Genomic DNA, 19,558 nt, shown 5'->3' with positions numbered 1-19,558 from the left:
GCTAAAGACCCTGCAGGGAAAGTACGTACGGAGATCACCGATCGTATGATAACTCTCCACGGCATCTGGACCGACGGACCGGCCGCGACGTTTCGCATCTGGGGAGAGGACGCTGCCCTTCCCCGAAGCGGGCCGAAGCGGCGGGGCAGAAGACCGAAGAAACCACCGGTCCTCCCGCACCCCTTCGCGGCCGGTCACGACACGCTCGCCGTGGCGCTCGACGGACCGGCCGCAGGCGAACCCGGGTCGGCCACCATCCTGCTCCCGGCCGCCGGGCAGGACCCGTTCCCCTCACCGGAGTGCGAACCCGGCTCGGTCGTGCCGGAGCAGGCGGGCTGCGCTCCGTATCTCGTCCCTACCGTCAGCCTGCACGGGTCGGCGGCCATCGCCTTCCTCGCAGGCCTCCCGACCGGAGCCGGGCACGGGGCCACGCTCCGGTTCTGGGCGGAGGCGGCACGGTTCGCCCTTGGACTGGTGGCACGGCAGTCGTTCGTGCCGGGCGCCCGCGGCTGGGAAGCCCTGCTCCGCGGAGAAGAGCACGACCACGCAGCCCGGCTCGCCGCATCCCTCCCGCCGGCCTGCCGGTTCTGGGCCGCCGGAGAAGAGGCAGCCCTGCCCGATCCGGAAAAACTGGTAACGGCGTTCCTCAACCACGCAATCCATACGATCGTCACCGGCGCTCTTGCAGAGCAGCCGCTCCTGCCAAAGCCCCGGGGCAGGCCGAGAAAGACCGTCCCGCCCGCCGAACAGTGGGTGGAGATGCTCTCGGGTCGCCGGAAGGAGCTCACCGGCACAGAGGAGGTGCTCACCCGGTTCTCCAGGGAACTCGAAGACTGGCTCTCACCCGCGGCTGCACCGCTCCGCGCCTGCTTCCGCCTCGACGAACCGGAGGGGAACGGCAAACGGTGGCGGCTTTCGTTCCACCTCCAGGCAGTCGACGACCCCGGGATCGTCATCCCGGCCGCCGACGTCTGGAACCGGCGCGGCGAGGCATGCACCTCTCTTGCACAGCGGTTCGAAGACCCGCAGGACCGGCTCCTCATCGATCTCGGACGTGCCTCCCGCATCTACCCTGCGCTCCAGGCGAGCCTTGCATCCCGGCGCCCGGCGGCGGTGTCGCTCAGCACCGGCGAAGCCCACGCATTTCTCAGCGAATGGGCGCCGCTCCTCATCGAGAACGGCTTCGGTGTCATCCTTCCCACATGGTGGAAGGAGACGGCATCCCGGCCGGCCCTCCGGCTCAAGGTCAAGCCTGCCCGGGAGGGAGGGCAGCTCGGCCTCGATGCGCTCGTCTCGTTCGACTGGACGGTCGCCCTCGGCGACCGCGTGCTCTCGTCCGAAGAGTTCGAGGACCTCGCGAACCTGAAGGTCCCGCTGGTGCGGATGCACAGCCGGTGGATGTCGGTTGACGGCGGCGGGATCGAGCGGGCGCTCACCGCCTTTCGAAAGAAGTTCGCCTCCGGCACCATGACGGCCGCCGACCTCCTCGGGATCGCCGCCGGGGCGGATCCGGATATGCCGGCGGTGAGCGAGGTCGCAGCGGAGGGGTGGCTCCGCGGGTTCCTCGACGGCGTGACGATCGAGCCCGTCCCGCAGCCTGCAGCGTTTGCAGGCACCCTCCGCCCATACCAGCAGCGCGGGCTTGCGTGGCTTTCGTTTCTTACGCAGAACGAATGCGGCGCCTGCCTCGCCGACGACATGGGGCTTGGAAAGACCGTGCAGGTGATCGCCTACCTCCTCGCCGAGAGAGAGCGGGGCTGCCCGGCAGCACCGACGCTCCTCGTCTGCCCGATGTCGATCGTCGGGAACTGGCGGCGCGAGTTCGCCCGTTTCGCGCCGGACCTTGCGGTCGCCGTTCACCACGGCAGCGGCAGGGCTGCAGGGGACGCGTTCGCCGGAGAGGCCGCCGCTGCCGATGTTGTCATCACCACCTATCCCCTGGCCGTCCGCGACGAGGAGAGCCTCGCCTCCGTGGCCTGGGGCTGCATCGTCCTTGACGAAGCCCAGAACATCAAAAACCCCGCCACAAAACAGGCGCGGGCGGTCCGGGCGATCGGTGCGCCGCGGCGGATCGCGCTGACCGGCACGCCGGTGGAGAACCGGCTCACCGAGCTCTGGTCGATCATGGAATTTTTAAACCCCGGATACCTGGGGCCTTTCGCGTCCTTCCAGTCCGGGTTTGCCGTGCCGGTCGAACGCTACCGCGACCCTGCCCGGACCGCCCGGCTCCGGGAACTGATCCGGCCGTTCGTGCTCCGCCGCATGAAGACCGACCGCTCGATCATCAGCGACCTGCCGGAGAAGATGGAGATGAAGGTGATCTGCAGCCTTTCGGCGGAGCAGGCGACGCTCTACGAGGCGGTCGTGCAGGAGATGCTCGAACGCGCCGAGAGTGCGGAGGGGATCCAGCGCAGGGGGATCGTCCTCGGCGGGCTCACCCGCCTCAAACAGATCTGCGACCACCCGGCGCTCTTCCTGCACGATCGCTCCGCCTTCGGAGAGCGCTCCGGCAAGATCGCCCGCCTCGAAGAGATGCTCGAAGAGGTGCTGGACGCAGGCGAGCGTGCGCTCATCTTTACGCAGTTTGCGGAGCTCGGGACCCTCCTCGAAGGCTACCTCCGGGAACGCTTCGGCACGGCCGTCCTCTACCTGCACGGCAAGACGGCGCAGAAGGAGCGCGACGCAATGGTGCAGCGGTTCCAGCAGCCGGGAGGGCCGCATATATTCATCCTCTCACTGAAGGCAGGGGGCACGGGGCTGAACCTGACCGCCGCCAACCACGTCTTCCACCTCGACCGGTGGTGGAACCCTGCGGTCGAGAACCAGGCAACCGATCGCGCGTTTCGGATCGGGCAGACCCGCGACGTCCAGGTCCGCCTCATGATCGCCGCAGGAACGCTCGAAGAACGGATAGACACGCTGATCGAAGAGAAGAAGGCGCTCGCCGACCAGGTCATCGGGACCGGGGAGGACTGGGTAAGTTCGCTCTCCACCGACCAGCTCCGCGACCTTCTGACCCTGCGCCGGGATGCGGTGGAGGATTGATAGCATGGATTCATGGAACTACTACCCAAAATCCAGCCCGCGGCAGGTGTCCGGCGGCATCAAGGCGCGGAGCAAACGGGGATCGATCGGCGAAGCGTGGTGGTCGCAGCGGTTCATCAAGGCGCTCGAGCAGGTGGGGAACGCCGCGCGGCTGCAGCGCGGGAAACGGTATGCCCGGCAGGGGCAGGTGATCGGCATCAAAGTCGCGGACGGAGCAGTACAGGCAGAGGTGCAGGGCTCGTCCGCGCGGCCCTACCGCGTCACCATCCGCCTCCGCCCGCTCACCGACGCCGCATGGAACAGAGTCTTCGACCGGATGAGCGCACAGGCGGTCTATGCGGCAGAACTCCTGGCAGGCGTTGTGCCCCACGAGATCGAGACGGTCTTCGAGGAGGCAGGAGCGCACCTCTTCCCAGCCTCGAAAAACGATCTCGAGACCGGCTGCACCTGCCCGGACTGGGAGAACCCCTGTAAACACATCGCAGCGGTCTACTACCTCCTCGCAGAGCGGTTCGACGAAGACCCCTTCCTCCTCTTCGCCCTCCGGGGGCGGAGCAGGGAGGAGGTCGTTGCAGCGCTCAGGGAGCGCCGTTCCGGGACACCGCCGACGGCGGAGAGCGCCCCACCGTCCACCGTCCGCTTCTGGCAGGGAGGCGATGCCGTCGACGGGCTCGCCATCACGATAACCGGGGAGGCCGGCAGTGAAGGATCGGCGCTGAAGATCCTCGGCGAAGCCCCGTTTTCGGTCGGAGGCAGAAACCTTGCTGAAGTGCTTGCACCGGCCTACCCGGCTGCGCAGCGGTACGCACGGAGGACCGCCGGCGTCGCGGAGCGGCAGGCAGGGGAATGATGCCCGGCACCCTCCGGTCTTATAGGGGCTGATAGGCAAGGAGAGACTATGGCACTCGAAGAGACGCTGGTAGTGTACGATCCGGACGACGCCAGGCAGGTCGTGGAGGTGCTCCGGAAGAAAGGGATACCGGTCCGCCTCGTGCGCAAGGAGAACCTGGTACAATCGGTCGTCGTGGTCGGCAGGATCCGGAACCTCAAAGCCGCACTCGAGGAGGAGATCGCGCGGGTCGGGGAAGACAAAGATGCCCGGTCGTGGCTCAGGAGAAGCCTCGCCTCACTGAGACGGGACGAAGAGGAGATTGCATCGTTCCTGCAGCAGCACCCGCCCGGCGAAACAATTCCCCCGATCATGCCGAAGAAGGACATGCCCGGGCTCTATAAGGCGCTCCGGGGGAAGGGAGCTGGTGATGAAGAGGCGAAGGAAGAGATCGGGAATATCATCCTTACCCACAGGATCTTCGATCTCCTCGAACAGAACAGGCAGATCGAACGGACCGAAGATGGAAGAGCAACCCTGCGCAGCCACGTCGATCCCGCAGACATGGTTACCACGCTTCCCGTGGAGATGATCGGAGATGCCGGACTCGAAACCCGGAGGAGATATGCCATCATGACCAGCACGGAGATCATCTCCGAGCCCGATTATCGCCTGGAGTTCAGCCTGGAAGCGATCGTCAGGCTGAATGTTGCAGATGTAAACGGGCTCATCGACGAGATGGAGGTCGACCTTGACTCATACGATGCATTCCGCGAGAACGTCCACGCAAAAAGGACAGTCATCTCGAGGGTAATGAACGCTCTCGAAGGGCACGGAACCGCTTCTGCCGATGAGATCTTCGCGGCTCTGCAAAGCGACGTCTTCGCAGATTCCGGAGATCTTGCGGAGGCAACCCTGAATCTCGACCTTGACTTCGTGAAAGGATTGCTCACCGATATGCGGAAGATCGGGATGATCCGCAGGAAAGGAACGGGATACCGGACGGCGTAACGTCATTCCGCCGGGCATGGGAGAGGGCGCTTTCAGAAGAGTATTACGCAATGGAAGTAGTGTTCGATAACGCTCATAACACCGAAGAAACCGAACCCCGGGGCAATGCGGGCGGCGATCGAGCGGTCGCTTATTGGCGTCACGGCGCTGATGAAAGATCAGACGTTCGAATCAATCGACGAGGCGAACGCCTACCTCAAAAGGGTGCTCGAAGACGGCGGCCTGCCATCCGCCCACGCAGACACCCCGCTTGCGCAGGCGCAGCAGATCGCCTACGACGCAATGGAGGCGACCGGACAGCGCAGAGTGGCGCTGGCCAGGCGTGCCCTTGAGATCTCTCAGGACTGCGCCGATGCATGGGTGCTGCAGGCTGCAACGGTCCTCGCACGGTGCGAGGAGTTCTGTGCCCGGTTCGGGTACGACACGGTCAGGAGACGCTGCGGCGCAATCGTCGATGCACTGGCCGCTCACCCGGCAGCACCGCTCATGCGGGGGGACGCAGACCTCTGGAGCGCATGCATCGTCTACGCCGCATGCCGGGAGGCGGGCTTGATCCGGCCGGCGAAAGGCGGGTCACCCCTGGCGCGGCAGATCGCTTCCTTCTTCAGCTGCGAGCTTGCGTCCATCCGGAGCAAGGTAACGACGCTCAAGAGATACCTCGCAGAGATGCCGAACGCGAAAGACTGATCGGCACCAGAAAAATTTCTCTTTTCACCCGATATCTGCGACCGGGACCTGGCTGCGGGTGTCAGCGGACGTCACGCCCCGAGCCCGAGGTCCGCGAGATCAACGATAGAGAACCCCTCTTCCTTGAGAACCTCCTTCTCATCGACAGTGCGGGCGGCGATGCCGGTGGCTACCGGGCGCGGGAGGCATTTTACGAGAGGGATCTTCTCCGAAAGGGTTGCAAGAAGGCGGAGCGCCTCGGAATACGTGAGATCGCGGTTCTTGATCTCGATGGCGAGGGAACCCTGCTGCCCGAGAGCGACGAGGTCGATCTCGTCGCCCCGGCGGTTCCACCAGGGGCCGATCGCGTCGTACCGATCCGCGAGGTCGCGGGAAAGAAGGCTCTGCACCATCTCCTCAAACGCCCAGCCCGAGAATCCCTTCCATTCCCGGAAGATCCGTTCCCGTATGAGATCGAAGCGGCCGCTCTTGTACAGGCTCATGTTCCGGTAGATGTACCGGGCGTAAAACCGGAAGAAATTGTCACAGAAGAGATACCGGCCCATCTTCGACCGTTTCCCCCGCTCCGTGACCGGGATGCGGTACTCGACGACCCCGAGGAGGTCGACAAGGTCGCGCAGATACGGGGGCAGGGACGTCGGGGGGAGGCGGACAAAATCAGCGATCTCCTTCTGCGTCACCTTCCCTTCAGCGATGGCGGCAAGGATCTCGTAGTAGGTCGCGTGCTCGCGGCCGAACGCCTCGACGACAACGTCGTTCATCTCCCGCCGAAGCGGGGCGAGATCGTCGAGAAGAAGCCGGTCAAGGGCGCTCGCAAGATCGGTGCACCCGTACTTCTCGAGGAAGGTGTAGTAGTAGATCGTCCCGCCGAAGAGGAGGTAGAGGTCGAGCCGGTCGTCCGGGTCCTCTACGCCGAGGTCGCCGAGAATGGTCAGGCAGTCGAGCGGGCCGAACGGCCGAAGCGTCAGGATATTGTCGGCCCGCTTGAAGAGGGGAGCGCCCCCTGCAAGGAAGATCTCCCGGATCATCCCGACCGACGAGCCCGAGACGATGATACAGAGACGAGAATCCCGCCCCTTCAGATCCCAGAACAGCTGCAGCTGGGAGATGAACGAGGGGTGGATCTTCACAAAACGCTGGAATTCGTCGAAGACGACGATCAGCGGATCTTTTAGCGAAAAGAGAAACTCCAGGAACGCCTCCGGCGTGTCGGTCCTGATATAGCCGGGGAGATTGAGGGTATCGGCCATCAGCCGCCCAAACTCCTCCATCAGATCCTCGATGCTCTTGTTCGCATCGACGTAAAAGTAAAGAGCCCGCTTCCCTCTGCAGAACTCCAGTATCAATTCGGTCTTGCCGACCCTCCTCCTGCCGGTGACGACCAGAAAGGACGGGGCTCTGGCATAGAGGTGCTCCATGAGTTCAAGCTCGCGCTCCCTGCCGTAAAACCTCATAATGATTATTAATATTATTATTATGAATATAATCATTGTTGTTCGGGGAGGTCACCCCTGCCCATGCCGGAAAGGCCTGGCAGAAAGAATGGATGTATGGGCAGCATGACCCTCGTATCGGGCTGCTGTAGCCGATGAAAAGGTGCGGGTATTCCGACCGGATGCACCCTGGGGTAAAAGAGGACGAAGCGAGAGAAAACCCCCCGGACAGGGGGTGCAGCTGATGGCAAAAATCCTTTTCCCCGCAGAAAAAGAGATCCCTCTGATCCATCACCTGCGTACGGAAGGGAGATCTGCTGCATGACGGAGAGATTCAGCCTCATGAAGACCAGTCCGTACTTCACCGTCTGCTGTGAAGTGGGAAACTGCATCGTCACCCGAAATAACGACTGCGGGTATCTCTGCGGATACTGTGCAGTTCCAATCTCGTTTGTCGATGAGGTCGACACCGAGAAGTTTGCAGGAACCGTTCCCGTCCATGGAGGCGTGACGTTCCAGAGGCGTGACGACAGCGGCGAATACTGGATCTTCGGGTTTGATGCCGCTCATCGCGGCGATGAAAACGTCACGGCCTTGCGGGATCCGGCGGTGCTGCTCGGAATGGCGCAGGAGATGGAAGCGTGGATCCTGCAGCGTCTCCGGGAAGACTGAGATCGAGCACATCCACAGAGGATTCGGGGATGAAACGATCGATCCGGATCGACACACGCCTTTCGGGGGATCGGCAAAAAAGTTCATCCGAGGCAGAGCCTGAAAGCTCGGTATTTCTGGGGGTTTCGCGTGGGGGGAGGGCGCGGGAGGAGGCGAGCACAGCCATCCCGGAGGGACACAGCGGGGAAGGCGCCGGTTCCTCCTGCCACCACCCGAAAAACCCGCCCCGCTCCGGAATACTTCCGGACCGCATGCACAATAGGTATCTAGCATAAGAACGCAGTGATCATGCAACGATGAAGAGGAGTGACGGGCACGATCATCGTCGGGATTGATCCGGGGCTGGCGCGGGTCGGATACGGCGTCATCAGCAGAGGCGACCGCTACCCGACGCCGCTCGCGTTCGGCTGCATCGAGACCGGGAGCGATCGGAGCACCTCGCAGCGCCTCCGGGAGGTCTACGACCGGATCTCGGCGATCCTCGACGAGCACGAACCCGCATGGGTCGCCGTCGAGCAGCTCTTCTTCACCCGGAACGTCACCTCCGCGATGCACGTCAGCGAGGCGCGGGGCGTCCTCCTCCTCGCCGCGGAGCAGCGGGGGATCCCGATCGCCGAGTACACCCCGAACCAGATCAAGCAGGCGGTCACCGGGTCGGGGCGTGCCGACAAACACCAGGTGCAGGAGATGATGCGCCGGCTGCTGCGGCTGCAGGAGATCCCGAAGCCCGACGACGCCGCGGACGGCCTCGCCGTCGCTCTCTGCCACATGAATATGCTGCGATACCCATGATAGCCCATCTTGCAGGAGAACTGGCATCCACCGGCGATCGGTGGGTGGTGATCGACATCGGCGGCGTCGGCTACCGGGTCTCCGTCACCCAGCCGACACTGCAGGCACTCCGGGAGACCGGAGGCACCGTCCGGGTGCACACCCACATGGTCGTCCGCGACGACGACATCCAGCTCTACGGGTTCCTCCACGCAAGCGAACTCGAGCTCTTCCGGATCCTGATCGCCGTCTCCGGGATCGGCCCGCAGATCGCGATGAACATCCTCTCGCAGATCTCGTTTGAGGAGTTTGCGATGGCGATCGTCGGCGACGATGAGAAGGTGCTCACCCGGATCCCGGGGATCGGGCAGAAGAGCGCAAAGCGCCTGATCCTGGAGCTGAAAGAGAAGATGAAGAAACATGCGGCCAGCGGCGGCGCCGGAAGACGGGCGGCGGAGGCCGGCGACGCGGTGAGCGCCCTGATATCGCTCGGGTTCTCACCGCGGGAGGCGCAGGAGGCGGTCGACGCCGTCCTGCCGCAGCAGGCGCATCCGGACGTGCAGAGCCTGATCCGCGCCTCGCTCGCCCGCCTGCGGGAGCACTGATCCCATGACCGAGAGACTCCCCTCACCCAAGGTCCTCGCCGAAGAGCAGGACGACGCCACGATCCGGCCGGCGCGGTTCGAGGACTTCGTCGGCCAGGCACAGATCAAGGAGACGCTCGCCATCGCCATCGCGGCGGCGAAACGGCGCGGCGAGACCCTCGACCACATCCTCTTCTCAGGCCCGCCGGGGCTCGGGAAGACGACGCTCGCCCAGATCGTCGCCCGGGAGATGGGGGTTGCCATCCGGAGCACCACCGGGCCGGTGCTCGACAAGCCCGGCGATCTTGCCGCCCAGCTGACAGCGCTCTCCCGGGGCGACGTCCTCTTCATCGACGAGATCCACCGGCTAAACCCGGTGGTCGAGGAGATCCTCTACCCGGCGATGGAGGACGCCTGCATCGACGTGATGATCGGCGAAGGGCCCGGCGCGCGTGCGGTGCAGCTCCCGCTCGAGGAGTTCACCCTGGTCGGGGCGACGACCAAGGTCGGGCTGCTCGGCTCGCCGCTCCGCGACCGGTTCGGGTTCATCTTCCGGCTCACCCTCTACGAGGTCGAGGACCTCGTCAGGATCGTCCTCCGGAGCGCCGCGATCATGCAGACGCCGATCACCCCGGACGGGGCGCTCGAGATCGCGAAACGGAGCCGCGGGACACCGAGGATTGCAAACCGGCTGCTCCGGCGGGTCCGGGACTTCGCGCTCGTCCGCGGCGACGGGAGTATCGACGCCGCGACGGCGGACACCGCACTGGACATGCTCGGGATCGACCCGCTCGGCCTCGACGACGTCGACCGGCGGATCCTCACGGTGATCGCCCGCGACTTCGGGGGCGGGCCGGTGGGCGTCAAGACGATCGCGATCGCCATCGGGGAGGAGGTCCGGACGGTCGAGGAGGTTTACGAGCCCTACCTGATCCAGATCGGATTCGTCAAACGGACGCCGCAGGGCCGGGAGATCACCGAGGCCGCACGCAGGCATATCGCGGCGGCGTGAAAAGGGGCAGGGCCGCCTTCTGCCGCAGAGAAAGGCCGTATCGCTCCTTCTGCCGGACCTTCACGATGCTATTCTAGCCCCACAACTCTACCCGCGTTCATTGCGCCAGCTGTGGCAAGCGGACCGTGGGAAGTATCTTCGCGGGGGTGGGGACAGGGGGAGGGAGCCCAAATCCCCTCCCCACGCTGCTCCCGCGGACACAATGCATCGGCGATGGGTGAGGATGGTAGCGGACGAAGATCTCTCAATCATGCCGCAGCGTTTTTCGGAGCCGCATCCGTAAAAGAGAAAACAGAGTCGAAGATACCGGTTTACCGCACCATCTCGACCCAGCCCGGCATCCGCGCACGGGCACCGGGGTCGATCCGGTCCGCCGCTGCAAACGCCTTCGCGGCTTCGGAGAACTTGCCGGTCTTGCCGAGACACTTGCCGTAGTTTATCCAGGCCTCAACGCTGGCCGGATCAAGGCCGGTCGCCCGCTCGGCAGCCGCTACTGCGTCGCGGTGTTTCCCCTGCCGGGCGAGGACGACGGCCGTGTTGTTCCAGGCAGCGGCGTCGTCGGCGTTGAGGGCGATGACCTTTTCAAGGGCTGCGATCGCCTCGTCGTACCTGCCGAGGCGTCCGAGAACGAGTCCCCGGTTGTTCAGCGCGGAAACATCCTCCGGATCTGCGGCAAGAAGGGCATCGATCGCTTTGAGGGCTGCGGCAGGGTTCTCGAGATCGAGGGGCGGAGAAGCCCGTCTCTGCCGGGGGTTGTTGATCGGGGGCATCGTGCAATCACCTATGCAGGTATCACACGGGATCAAATAAAAGAGTATCGTTCTGCAAAAACCGAGGAAATTCGATAGGATCCGGATTTAACACAGGGGGATCGTTTTTTGCAAGGGTTCGGGACGGCAAAAAACCCCGGCAAATGAAAAAGATAGTATAAATAAATTGGCATTTTTTCAAACCAAATTTCACCGTGATTGATGAATTTCAACGCCACTGAAATTGTATTTCGCTACGGCCAGGTGCCCGTGCTGTACCCCGAGAGACGGCCGGACGATCGGCACAACCGCCTGATCCAAAAGAGCAGGCCTGCACCGGGCAGCCTACTTATTCCAGGTTCGAAATGATCTCGGCAATCTTCCGGCTCGCATTGCCGTCGCCGAAGACGGCGCGCTGCCCGCCTGCCGGTGCAAACTCGCTGGCCGCCGCGATGATCGCCGCCGTATCGGTGCCGACGAGCGTGTTCCAGCCGTCCTCGACCGTCTCCACCCACTCGGTGTTCTCGCGGAGGGTTATGCAGGGCACCTCGAGCATGTAAGCCTCCTTCTGGACGCCGCCCGAGTCGGTGAGGACCAGCCGGGCGTGCGCCAGCACCTGCAGCATGTCCAGGTAGCCGAGCGGCTCGATGAGCCGGACATGCGAGGCGGATGCGAGCCGGTCGTAGAGGTTGAACTCTCTGAGGAACTTCACGGTGCGGGGGTGCACCGGGAAGACGAGCGGTTCCGCGAGGGCGGCGAAAGCGTCGACAAGCCGGGTGAGCGCCCGTCGATCATCGGTGTTGCTCTGCCGGTGCACCGTCGCGACGCAGTAGCCGCCCGCGGCAAGGTCGAGCGTTTCGAGAATCTGCGAGCGCTCTTCCGCGATCGTGCGGTTATAGAGGAGAGCGTCCAGCATCACGTCTCCGACGAGGTGGACGCCGGCGGTCACGCCCTCGCTCCGGAGGTTTGCCACCGCCGTCCCGGTCGGGCAGAAGAGGAGGTCTGCGACATGATCGCTCACCACCCGGTTGATCTCCTCGGGCATCGTGCGGTCGAAGCTCCGGAGGCCCGCCTCAACGTGGGCGGCAGGAATATGAAGTTTTGCCGCCGCGAGCGAGCCCGCGAGGGTCGAGTTCGTATCGCCGTAGACCAGCACCAGATCCGGCTCCTCTTTGATAAGAACATCCTCGATCGCGGCGAGCATCGCCCCGGTCTGGCGGCCGTGCGAGCCGGAGCCGACGGCAAGGTTGTAGTCGGGCTTTGGGATGGCGAGTTCCGCGAAGAAGACCGCGGACATCCCGTGGTCGTAGTGCTGCCCGGTGTGGACGAGCACCTCATCGTGCCGGCGACGGAGATCCCGCGAGACCGGAGCGCACTTGACGAACTGCGGCCGGGCGCCGACGACCGAGACGATCTTCATCCGTCCACCGGGTGGCTGTTCTTGTCGCCGCGGCCGATCCCCTTGTAGACGAACCCGGCGGCGATGAAGGCGTCGGGGTCGAGGACGTTGCGGCCGTCGACGATCACCGGGCGGGAGTGGCCGGTCACCTGCTTCACGCGGGCCGGGTCGAGGGAGGCATAGCAGTCGTGGCCGGTGAAGACAACGACCGCGTCGGCGCCGGCGAGGACCTGGTCGAAGTCGGTCTCGACCGGGATGCCGACGTCGTCTTCGACGTACGGGTCGTGGACGGTGACCGTCGCGCCGGCTTCCTGCATAAGGTCATAGAACGGCTCGGCGGGGGTGTTCCGGGCATCGCCGGAGTTTTTGATGAACGCCCAGCCGAGGAGGGCGACTTTCGCACCGGCGAGGGATTTTCCGGCCCGCTCGAGTCCGGCCTCGGTCAGGGCCGCCATGTGCCGGGGCATGAAGTCGTTGATCGCGCGGGCGACGCCGAAGATCGAGTCGGCGCCGTGGGGATAGTCGAGGTCGCCGCCCATCATCTGCGCTCCCCGCTCGAGGTGCCAGGTGTCCTTGGTCAGGCAGTGGCCGCCGACCCCGGCGCCCGGCCAGAGGATCGCCCGGGTGATCCCATCGCCCTTCAGGGAGTCGACCCCGGCGCGGACGTCGTAGACGTTGACGCCCATCGCCTCGCAGTGCAGCGCCAGCTGGTTCGCGGCGGCGATCTGCAGGTCGCGCAGCGCGTTCTCGGCGGTCTTGGTCACCTCGGCGGCGGTCGCGGTCATCGGGATGATTCTGCCGAGCGTCAGCACGGGTGCGTAGAGCTCGATCGCCCGCCGGGTCGATACATCGTCGATCCCGCCGACGATCCGGTCGTGCTCCCGGATGTTTTTGAGCAGCCGGCCGACCATCACCCGCTCGGGGGCGTGGGCGAGGGCGAAGTCGACGCCGGCGGCGAGTCCGGACTCCTCCTCGAGAATCTCCCGTGCCATCCCGGTGGTCGTGCCCGGGGTGATCGTCGACTCGAGGACGACGAGCGTGCCCTCGGCGAGGTAGCGGCCGGTCTGGCGCAGGCCCTCCTCGAGCGGCCGGAAATCGGGGATCAGGTCTTTCGGATTCGCAAACGGCGTCTGGATCGCGAGGGTGACGGCGTCGCAGTCGGCGATCTTCGAGAAGTCGGCGGTGCAGTGGAACGTCCCGGCGTCCACGGTCTTTTTGATGAGGTCTTCGAGCCCCGGCTCCTCGCCCTTCAGGGGGAGCTTGCCCCCGTTGAGCATCTCGATCTTGTAGCCGGAAGAGGGGGAGGCGCGCTGGAAGCCGTAGACCTTTGCGAACTGCGGGACGTCGGCGAAGAGCACCGCCGCCGGGATCCCGACGTAGCCCATGCCGATGACGCCGATGGTTCTGATGGAGCCTCGTCTGTCGATCTGGGACTGGAGTAGAGATGTCATGGTGGTACCTGCTCAAAAGGATCGGGCGATCTCCTCGCAGATCGCAAGGTTCGTCGCGGCCTGGTCGGGGGTGATCGGGAACGGTTTATTCTGCTTTGCGCAATCGAGGAAGGTCGCGAGCTCGACCTTCAGGGGCTCGACCTTGTTGACGAGCACCTTCTCGATGATATTCTCCTGGACGTAGCGCTCGTTCTCGGAGGCGTACTGTCCGGGCTTACGGTGGACGTAGACCTCCTGGGTCATGAAGTCGCCCTCGATCGTCATGTCCTCCTGCTCGATGTAGACCGAGCGGATCTTCTTGGAGGACTTTCTGCTCGCCGAGAGGTAGACCGGCGTTCCGTCGAAGGTGAAGAGGGCGCTGCAGACGTCCGTGGTGCCGACGCTGGAGAGGCCGTAGGCGCCGTCGAAGAGGACGTTCCTCATGATGTCGATGTCGTGGATCATCAGGTCCTCGACAACGGAAGAATCCGTGATCCGCCCGGAGGCAGGGTTGTGCCGCTTGAACTCCACGTAGAGCGGCCGGGTCACGATCCGCCGGATCTCCCCGACGATCGGGTTGAACCGCTCGATGTGCCCGACCCCGACCGTGAGATCCTCCGGGATCTCTGCGAGAAGCGCCCGGCTCTGCGCCGCCGTCGAGCAGATCGGCTTTTCGAGCAGCAGCGGAACCTCCCGGGCGATCACCTGCTGTGCCGTTGCATAGTGGTACCGCGTCGGCACGCAGACGCTGACGGCATCCACCCGGCGCAGCATCTCGTCGAGATCCGCACAGGCCGTGGCATCGTGCTTCCGGGCAAGGTCGTCTGCCGCCTTTTGGTTGAGATCATAGAGATAGAGTGAACCGACCCGTTTTAACTCAGAATAGACGCGGACATGGTTTCTCCCCATGACCCCGACACCAATGACACCTACGTCCAAGAGTAACTCCCCCCGGCTCATCGATCGAGCGCTGGTTCTGTCATATGGTATCTGCGCCGGATAAGATAATGGTTCTGGGAGCGGCCGCACAAAAAAAACCGGGCAAACCGGCGAGGGATCACTGCACATCCGCCCGCTCGTAGTCGTCCTCGTAGCGGAGAATATCGTCCTCGCCGGTGTACTCGCCGATCTGCACCTCAATCAGCTCGAGCGGCAGCAGCCCGGGGTTCGCGAGGCGGTGGCGCGTCCCGGCAGGCACGAAGGTGCTCTCGCCGTTCCGGAGGAGGTAGCGCTCCTCCCCGACGGTCACCTCGGCAGTACCCTTCACCACCACCCAGTGCTCGGAGCGGTGGTGGTGCATCTGGAGGGAGAGGCGCTTCTTCGGCGGGACGGTGACCCTTTTTATCTTGTAGCGCTGCCCCTCCTCGAGGGTCGTGTACGAACCCCACGGTCGGTGCACCATTGTGTGGAACTCGGCACGATCGTCCCCCTGCTCCTTCAGCATCTTTGCAACCTCGCCAACCCGCTGCGCCTTGCTCCGGGAGGCGACGAGCACCGCGTCCTTCGTCTCGATAACAACCAGGTCGCGAACGCCGACCGTCGCGACCAGGCGGTCGCTGATGATCAGGTTGTTCTGCGAATCGAGCCCGATATGCTCCCCCCGGACGGCATTGCCGCCCCCGTTCTTCGGGAGAACCGCATAGAGCGCGTCGAAGTTCCCGAGATCGCTCCAGTCCGCCGCCAGCGGGACGACCGCAGCACGGTCGGTCTTCTCCATAATCCCATAATCGATGGATACTGACGGCGTCTGGCCGTAGGCAGCATCGAGGGATTGTTCGAACGCTTGGCAGACCTCCGGTGCGTGCCGCTCGCACTCGGCACAGAAGAGATCGGTCTCGAAGAGGAACATCCCACTGTTCCAGAGGTAGCCGTCCGCCACGTAGCGCTCGGCGGTCTCGGCGTCGGGCTTCTCCACAAAGGCGTCGACCAGATAACCGTCGCCGATGTCCCGGCCCGGGCGGATGTAGCCGTAGCCCGTATGTGGGGATGTCGGGCGGACGCCGAAGGCCACCAGCCGGTCGGTGGCCAGGCGTTCCGCCCTCCGGATGCAGGTTTTGTACTCGCTCTCCGCAGAGATGAGGTGGTCGGAGGGGAGCACCGCAACGGTCGCGGGATCGCCCGGATCCGAGATCTCCCGAATCCCATAGTAGACGGCAGGCAGGGTGTTCCTCCCTGCCGGCTCGGCGAGAACGAGACAATCGCACCCGATCTCGGCGAGCTGGTCGCGGATCAGGAAGGTCTGATCCGTATTGGTGACGATCGCGATCTCCTGCGGCGAGGAGAAGAGCAGTGCACGCTTCACCGTCTTCTGGAAGAGCGACTCGTCGTCGACCAGCGGGATGAACTGTTTGGAGTAGCGTTCGCGGGAGAGCGGGAAGAGGCGCGTGCCGCTCCCGCCTGCAAGGATGAGTGTCTTCATAGAGTCCGGCTCCGGGGATGGGTGTATAGAACATACTTCGCAGATCAATAAAAATACACGGATACCTTCCGCCGGCAGCACGGTGACGATCCGGGAGCAGAGATGGAGACCGCGGACGGCGCTCCCCCTGCCGTCGTGCAGAAAGTTTTGAAACGCTGCCCTGTACCCCTGATGAACACGAGCAAACCCCGGGTGCAGGAAACTGCACCCTCCCGGGCAGCCCGGCGCCGGATGATTCTATCGAGGGAGAAGAATATAGGGAAAACTATATAAATGAGCCAGATAATGCTGACGCGAGGAGCATCACAGTGAATATGGACTTGCATATACACTCGAAGTACTCGTACGACTCTTTTGCAAGCCCACAGAGAATCCTTAAAACAGCAGATAAACGCAATATCAGGGTACTATCGATAACCGATCACAACACGATGGCGGCATACGCCAGTGCACGCTCCGAGATCCAGAGAGCATCGCGGCGCTATGAGATCTGTGTCGTTCCCGGCATGGAGATCAAGACCGACTGGGGAGACGTCATCGGACTCTTCCTCGAGACGGAGATCGCACCGCAACCGTTCTACGAGGTCGTCGACAGGATCCGTGACCAGGACGGTCTCGTCGTCCTTCCCCACCCCTACCGGAGACGCTGCGATCCGGCGACGCTCGTCCCGTCCGTCGACCTCGTCGAGGTCATCAATGCAAAATCACGACAGGAGGAGAATACCCGGGCAGAGGCGCTCTGTGCCGCCACAGGCAAACGGCCGGTCACCGGCAGCGATGCACACGCATGCTGGGAGATCGGCAGGGTGGTGACGCAGATCGATATCGACGGCAACGACCCCGAGGAGGTCAGGAGAGCGCTGCTCTCGGCGGACCGGCGGTGTACCGGACGGTGCAGCAACCATCTCCTCGCAAACGGCTACAGCCTCTGCGCAGCCCGGTTCAAACAACTGGTGCATATATGAGGGTTTTTGTCACTGACGGGGGCGAACGGGCAAGCCTCGCGATTGCCCGGTCGCTCGGCAGGAGAGGCATCGAAGTCCATACCGGCGAACACTACCGGATGTCGACGTCGTCGCTTTCAAAGCATGTCACAAAGAGCGTCGTGCATCCGGATCCCCAGGAGGACTGCCATGCATTCATTACCTGGCTGGAAGACTTCCTGCAGCAGGAGGACTACGACGCGATCTATGCGTCGCGCGAGATCACCACGCTCCCCATCTCCTACTACAAGACGAGGCTCGAGCGGTACACCCGGGTGCCGTACCCGGACTACGACCGGATGCTGCTGACCCAGGATAAGGCGCGGACGTTCCGTGCCGCGATCGAGGCAGGGGTTCCGGTTCCGAAGACGTATTTTGTCGAGAGCATGGACGACCTTGCGGAGATCGAAGGCGAGATCGAGTACCCCGTCGTCGTGAAGTCGCGGTCAAAGACGCTCTGGAGAGACGGCAGGCCGTTCACGCTCAAGGTCACCGATGAAAATTACGTGAAGACCAGGGAGCAGCTCCCCGGGATCGCCGCAAAGATTCTTGAGAGGAGTGGAAAGATGCCCCTCATCCAGGAATACATCCCCGGAGAGGGATACGGGGTCGAGATGCTCACCCACCACGGCGAGCCACGGGTTCTCTTCATGCACCGGCGGCTCCGGGAGTACCCGGTAGCCGGCGGCGTGAGCACCATGCGGGAGAGCATCTACCGTGAGGACCTGCATAAGCCCGCCGTCCGGCTGCTGGAGAAACTCCGGTGGCACGGCGTCGCCATGGTGGAGTTCAAGGTGGACGCACGCGACGGGACGCCGAAACTCATGGAGGTGAACGGCAGGTTCTGGGGGTCGCTCGCCCTGCCGGTGGCGGCAGGGGTTGATTTTCCCTACTACCTCCACCGGCTCGTCTGCGAGGGGGACGTCGCGCCGGCGATGGAGTACCCGGTCGGCGTGCGGTGCCGGTGGCTCGTCACCGGGGATCTTCTCTGGCTGGCCTCCTCACTGAAGAGCAGGAAGAAAGGGGCGGCGGTGCGGGAGTTTCTCCGCTACCCGGATGCCTACGACGACATCCTCTCGCTCGACGACCCGCTCCCGGCGCTCGGGATGATGCGCGGCAGTCTTCGCGGCCTGACGTACTCGGTAAAACAGATGGTGGCGAGGAGCAGGAACCGCCGGCTACTGGAGACGCCCCGCACCTCCTACGCACTCAAATGAGATTAGTGCCGACGGAACCAGTCCACCGTCTCGGCGAGCCCTTCCTCGACGGTGTACTGCGGGTCGTAGCCGAAGGCCTCGCGGGCACGCGAGATGTCGGCAAGCGAGTCCCGGACATCCCCGGCCCGCGCCGGTTCGTAGACCGGGTCGACCCGGACGCCGATGATATCCATCAGGGTGGCGGCGAGGTCGTTTAAGCTGATCCTCCTGCCGCAGGCGATGTTGAAGACGCCCTCTGCATCGCTCTCCATCGCCCTGATGTTCGCCTGCACGACGTCGCGGACGAAGGTGAAGTCGCGGGTCTGCCCGCCGTCGCCGTAGATCGTCGGCGGCCGGTTTTCGAGGAGCCGGGTGATGAACTTCGGGATGACGGCGGCGTACTCGGAATTCGGGTCCTGCCGGGGCCCGAAGACGTTGAAGTAGCGCAAAAAAACGGTCTGGATGCCGTAGAGCTCGGAGAAGACTTTACCGTAGTACTCGTCCGCGAGCTTCGAGACCGCGTAGGGGGAGAGGGGATTTGGCTGCATCCCTTCGTGCTTCGGGAGCACCGGGGTGTCGCCGTAGACCGAGGAGGACGACGCGGCGACGACTTTGCGGACACCGCAGTCCTTCGCCGCGACGAGGACGTTCAGCGTGCCGGTGACGTTCGCCTCGTTCGAAGAGATGGGGTCGTTCACCGAGCGGGGGACCGAGGGGATCGCCGCCTGGTGAAAGACGCCGTCGGCGCCGGCGAAGAGATCCTGCAGGAGCGCAAGATCGGTGACGCTGCCCTCGGCGAAGGTCACGTGCTCGTTTTCGAGGAGGTGTTCGCTGTTCACACGCCGTCCCGTCGAGATGTTGTCGATGATGACGACGTCGTGTTCCCGTGCCAGTTCGTCGGCGAGGTTCGACCCGATGAACCCGGAACCGCCGGTGACGATGTAGCGCATATCACACAGAATGGTCGTCCATGCATTTCATAGTTGCTCTTCCGGGAGGCGTCCGGCCAGGAGTAATCATGCAGGCAGAGCAGGGAGATGCGGCCGGCCCGGGATCGCCGCGAGCGTTCCGGAAAGCGGAACCGATGCGGGAATCTTCGCAGGGCGGGGAGGAGACGTGCCCATATACGCTACCGTATCCTGTGGGTGTACTGCATTCCTGTTGCTATCGGCGGGGTCCAAGCACTTGATGAGGTTCCATCTCTTGCTCCGGATAACCGCAATCCGGGGTATTCGGGGGGCACGGCGTTCCCCCGGGTGTCGCCATGACTGCCCCCACCCCGGGGGCGCTTAGCCACCACGGTCCACGGCATGGGGAGACGCCGGGACAAGCGCGGTC

General features: G+C 64.0%; 17 protein-coding genes. 10 read left to right on the top strand and 7 right to left on the bottom strand.

From position 1 onward, the window contains the following. Positions 1-45: 45 nt before the first annotated feature. The 4 genes from FGU65_RS11345 to FGU65_RS11330 all read left to right on the top strand — a co-directional run bounded on the left by FGU65_RS11345 (position 46) and on the right by FGU65_RS11330 (position 5,572). Positions 46-3,045 (top strand): DEAD/DEAH box helicase, encoded by a 3,000-nt coding sequence (locus FGU65_RS11345; RefSeq protein ID WP_301664588.1) that lies wholly within the window; start codon positions 46-48, stop codon positions 3,043-3,045. A 4-nt stretch (positions 3,046-3,049) separates the two neighbouring features. Then, positions 3,050-3,895 carry an SWIM zinc finger family protein gene (locus tag FGU65_RS11340; RefSeq protein WP_301664587.1) on the top strand — a complete coding sequence of 282 codons (846 nt, stop codon included), beginning with the start codon at positions 3,050-3,052 and terminating at the stop codon, positions 3,893-3,895. A gap of 48 nt (positions 3,896-3,943) precedes the next feature. Then, positions 3,944-4,885, top strand: a complete 942-nt coding sequence (locus FGU65_RS11335) for a hypothetical protein (protein ID WP_301664586.1) — start codon at positions 3,944-3,946, stop codon at positions 4,883-4,885. 105 nt (positions 4,886-4,990) lie between these two features. Continuing rightward, the gene (locus tag FGU65_RS11330; RefSeq protein WP_301664585.1) at positions 4,991-5,572 is read left to right on the top strand and encodes a DUF6398 domain-containing protein; all 582 of its coding nucleotides are present in this window, start codon (positions 4,991-4,993) and stop codon (positions 5,570-5,572) included. Between the two features lie 71 nt (positions 5,573-5,643). Here FGU65_RS11330 and FGU65_RS11325 read toward each other — a convergent pair whose 3' ends face one another. Next, positions 5,644-7,026 carry an ATP-binding protein gene (locus FGU65_RS11325; protein WP_301664584.1) on the bottom strand — a complete coding sequence of 461 codons (1,383 nt, stop codon included), beginning with the start codon at positions 7,024-7,026 and terminating at the stop codon, positions 5,644-5,646. A 300-nt stretch (positions 7,027-7,326) separates the two neighbouring features. On the opposite strand from FGU65_RS11325, the gene FGU65_RS11320 reads away from it, so the two are divergent. The 4 genes from FGU65_RS11320 (at position 7,327) to ruvB (ending at position 10,044) form a co-directional block, all read left to right on the top strand. Further along, positions 7,327-7,677, top strand: a complete 351-nt coding sequence (locus FGU65_RS11320; RefSeq protein ID WP_301664583.1) for a hypothetical protein — start codon at positions 7,327-7,329, stop codon at positions 7,675-7,677. A 306-nt stretch (positions 7,678-7,983) separates the two neighbouring features. Then, the gene (gene ruvC, locus FGU65_RS11315) at positions 7,984-8,469 is read left to right on the top strand and encodes a crossover junction endodeoxyribonuclease RuvC (RefSeq protein WP_301664582.1); all 486 of its coding nucleotides are present in this window, start codon (positions 7,984-7,986) and stop codon (positions 8,467-8,469) included. Continuing rightward, positions 8,466-9,053, top strand: coding sequence for a Holliday junction branch migration protein RuvA (gene ruvA / locus FGU65_RS11310; RefSeq protein WP_301664581.1), 588 nt, complete (start codon positions 8,466-8,468; stop codon positions 9,051-9,053). The genes ruvC and ruvA overlap by 4 nt, the downstream gene beginning before the upstream one ends. Before the next feature lie 4 nt (positions 9,054-9,057). Further along, the gene (ruvB, locus tag FGU65_RS11305) at positions 9,058-10,044 is read left to right on the top strand and encodes a Holliday junction branch migration DNA helicase RuvB (protein ID WP_301664580.1); all 987 of its coding nucleotides are present in this window, start codon (positions 9,058-9,060) and stop codon (positions 10,042-10,044) included. A gap of 311 nt (positions 10,045-10,355) precedes the next feature. Here ruvB and FGU65_RS11300 read toward each other — a convergent pair whose 3' ends face one another. The 5 genes from FGU65_RS11300 to FGU65_RS11280 form a co-directional block, all read right to left on the bottom strand. Further along, positions 10,356-10,814 carry a tetratricopeptide repeat protein gene (locus FGU65_RS11300; protein WP_301664579.1) on the bottom strand — a complete coding sequence of 153 codons (459 nt, stop codon included), beginning with the start codon at positions 10,812-10,814 and terminating at the stop codon, positions 10,356-10,358. Between the two features lie 328 nt (positions 10,815-11,142). Next, entirely contained in the window at positions 11,143-12,213 is a 1,071-nt protein-coding gene (gene wecB / locus FGU65_RS11295; RefSeq protein ID WP_301664578.1) for a non-hydrolyzing UDP-N-acetylglucosamine 2-epimerase, read from the bottom strand. After that, complete coding sequence (locus FGU65_RS11290) at positions 12,210-13,643, bottom strand: nucleotide sugar dehydrogenase (RefSeq protein ID WP_301664577.1); 1,434 nt, start codon at positions 13,641-13,643, stop codon at positions 12,210-12,212. The genes wecB and FGU65_RS11290 overlap by 4 nt, the downstream gene beginning before the upstream one ends. A 12-nt stretch (positions 13,644-13,655) precedes the next feature. Beyond that, entirely contained in the window at positions 13,656-14,561 is a 906-nt protein-coding gene (locus tag FGU65_RS11285) for a Gfo/Idh/MocA family protein (protein ID WP_301664576.1), read from the bottom strand. A 118-nt stretch (positions 14,562-14,679) separates the two neighbouring features. Beyond that, the gene (locus FGU65_RS11280) at positions 14,680-16,041 is read right to left on the bottom strand and encodes a mannose-1-phosphate guanylyltransferase/mannose-6-phosphate isomerase (RefSeq protein WP_301664575.1); all 1,362 of its coding nucleotides are present in this window, start codon (positions 16,039-16,041) and stop codon (positions 14,680-14,682) included. 314 nt (positions 16,042-16,355) lie between these two features. Here FGU65_RS11280 and FGU65_RS11275 point away from each other — a divergent pair, with 314 nt between their 5' ends. Together FGU65_RS11275 and FGU65_RS11270 are read left to right on the top strand one after the other, a co-directional pair. Next, entirely contained in the window at positions 16,356-17,006 is a 651-nt protein-coding gene (locus tag FGU65_RS11275) for a PHP-associated domain-containing protein (RefSeq protein ID WP_301664574.1), read from the top strand. Next, complete coding sequence (locus FGU65_RS11270) at positions 17,003-18,241, top strand: carboxylate--amine ligase (protein ID WP_301664573.1); 1,239 nt, start codon at positions 17,003-17,005, stop codon at positions 18,239-18,241. Before FGU65_RS11275 ends, FGU65_RS11270 begins: the two co-directional genes overlap by 4 nt. 2 nt (positions 18,242-18,243) lie before the next feature. Here the strand turns inward: FGU65_RS11270 and FGU65_RS11265 are convergent, their stop codons facing one another. Then, positions 18,244-19,170 carry an SDR family oxidoreductase gene (locus FGU65_RS11265; RefSeq protein WP_301664572.1) on the bottom strand — a complete coding sequence of 309 codons (927 nt, stop codon included), beginning with the start codon at positions 19,168-19,170 and terminating at the stop codon, positions 18,244-18,246. Positions 19,171-19,558 lie beyond the last annotated feature (388 nt).

This window comes from Methanoculleus frigidifontis, assembly GCF_030464345.1.
In the GTDB taxonomy this organism is placed as follows: domain Archaea; phylum Halobacteriota; class Methanomicrobia; order Methanomicrobiales; family Methanoculleaceae; genus Methanoculleus_A; species Methanoculleus_A frigidifontis.
The sequence above is the reverse complement of the archived record's forward strand: the minus strand, read 5'-3'. Positions and strand labels throughout refer to the sequence as shown.

What these genes read in the sequence shown, in the direction of transcription:
- FGU65_RS11345 (WP_301664588.1), top strand. Translation starts at nt 46, where the DNA reads ATGATAACTCTCCACGGCATCTGGACCGACGGACCGGCCGCGACGTTT.
- FGU65_RS11340 (WP_301664587.1), top strand. Translation starts at nt 3,050, where the DNA reads ATGGATTCATGGAACTACTACCCAAAATCCAGCCCGCGGCAGGTGTCC.
- FGU65_RS11335 (WP_301664586.1), top strand. Translation starts at nt 3,944, where the DNA reads ATGGCACTCGAAGAGACGCTGGTAGTGTACGATCCGGACGACGCCAGG.
- FGU65_RS11330 (WP_301664585.1), top strand. Translation starts at nt 4,991, where the DNA reads ATGCGGGCGGCGATCGAGCGGTCGCTTATTGGCGTCACGGCGCTGATG.
- FGU65_RS11325 (WP_301664584.1), bottom strand. Translation starts at nt 7,026, where the DNA reads ATGAGGTTTTACGGCAGGGAGCGCGAGCTTGAACTCATGGAGCACCTC.
- FGU65_RS11320 (WP_301664583.1), top strand. Translation starts at nt 7,327, where the DNA reads ATGACGGAGAGATTCAGCCTCATGAAGACCAGTCCGTACTTCACCGTC.
- ruvA (WP_301664581.1), top strand. Translation starts at nt 8,466, where the DNA reads ATGATAGCCCATCTTGCAGGAGAACTGGCATCCACCGGCGATCGGTGG.
- ruvB (WP_301664580.1), top strand. Translation starts at nt 9,058, where the DNA reads ATGACCGAGAGACTCCCCTCACCCAAGGTCCTCGCCGAAGAGCAGGAC.
- FGU65_RS11300 (WP_301664579.1), bottom strand. Translation starts at nt 10,814, where the DNA reads ATGCCCCCGATCAACAACCCCCGGCAGAGACGGGCTTCTCCGCCCCTC.
- wecB (WP_301664578.1), bottom strand. Translation starts at nt 12,213, where the DNA reads ATGAAGATCGTCTCGGTCGTCGGCGCCCGGCCGCAGTTCGTCAAGTGC.
- FGU65_RS11290 (WP_301664577.1), bottom strand. Translation starts at nt 13,643, where the DNA reads ATGACATCTCTACTCCAGTCCCAGATCGACAGACGAGGCTCCATCAGA.
- FGU65_RS11280 (WP_301664575.1), bottom strand. Translation starts at nt 16,041, where the DNA reads ATGAAGACACTCATCCTTGCAGGCGGGAGCGGCACGCGCCTCTTCCCG.
- FGU65_RS11275 (WP_301664574.1), top strand. Translation starts at nt 16,356, where the DNA reads ATGGACTTGCATATACACTCGAAGTACTCGTACGACTCTTTTGCAAGC.
- FGU65_RS11270 (WP_301664573.1), top strand. Translation starts at nt 17,003, where the DNA reads ATGAGGGTTTTTGTCACTGACGGGGGCGAACGGGCAAGCCTCGCGATT.
- FGU65_RS11265 (WP_301664572.1), bottom strand. Translation starts at nt 19,170, where the DNA reads ATGCGCTACATCGTCACCGGCGGTTCCGGGTTCATCGGGTCGAACCTC.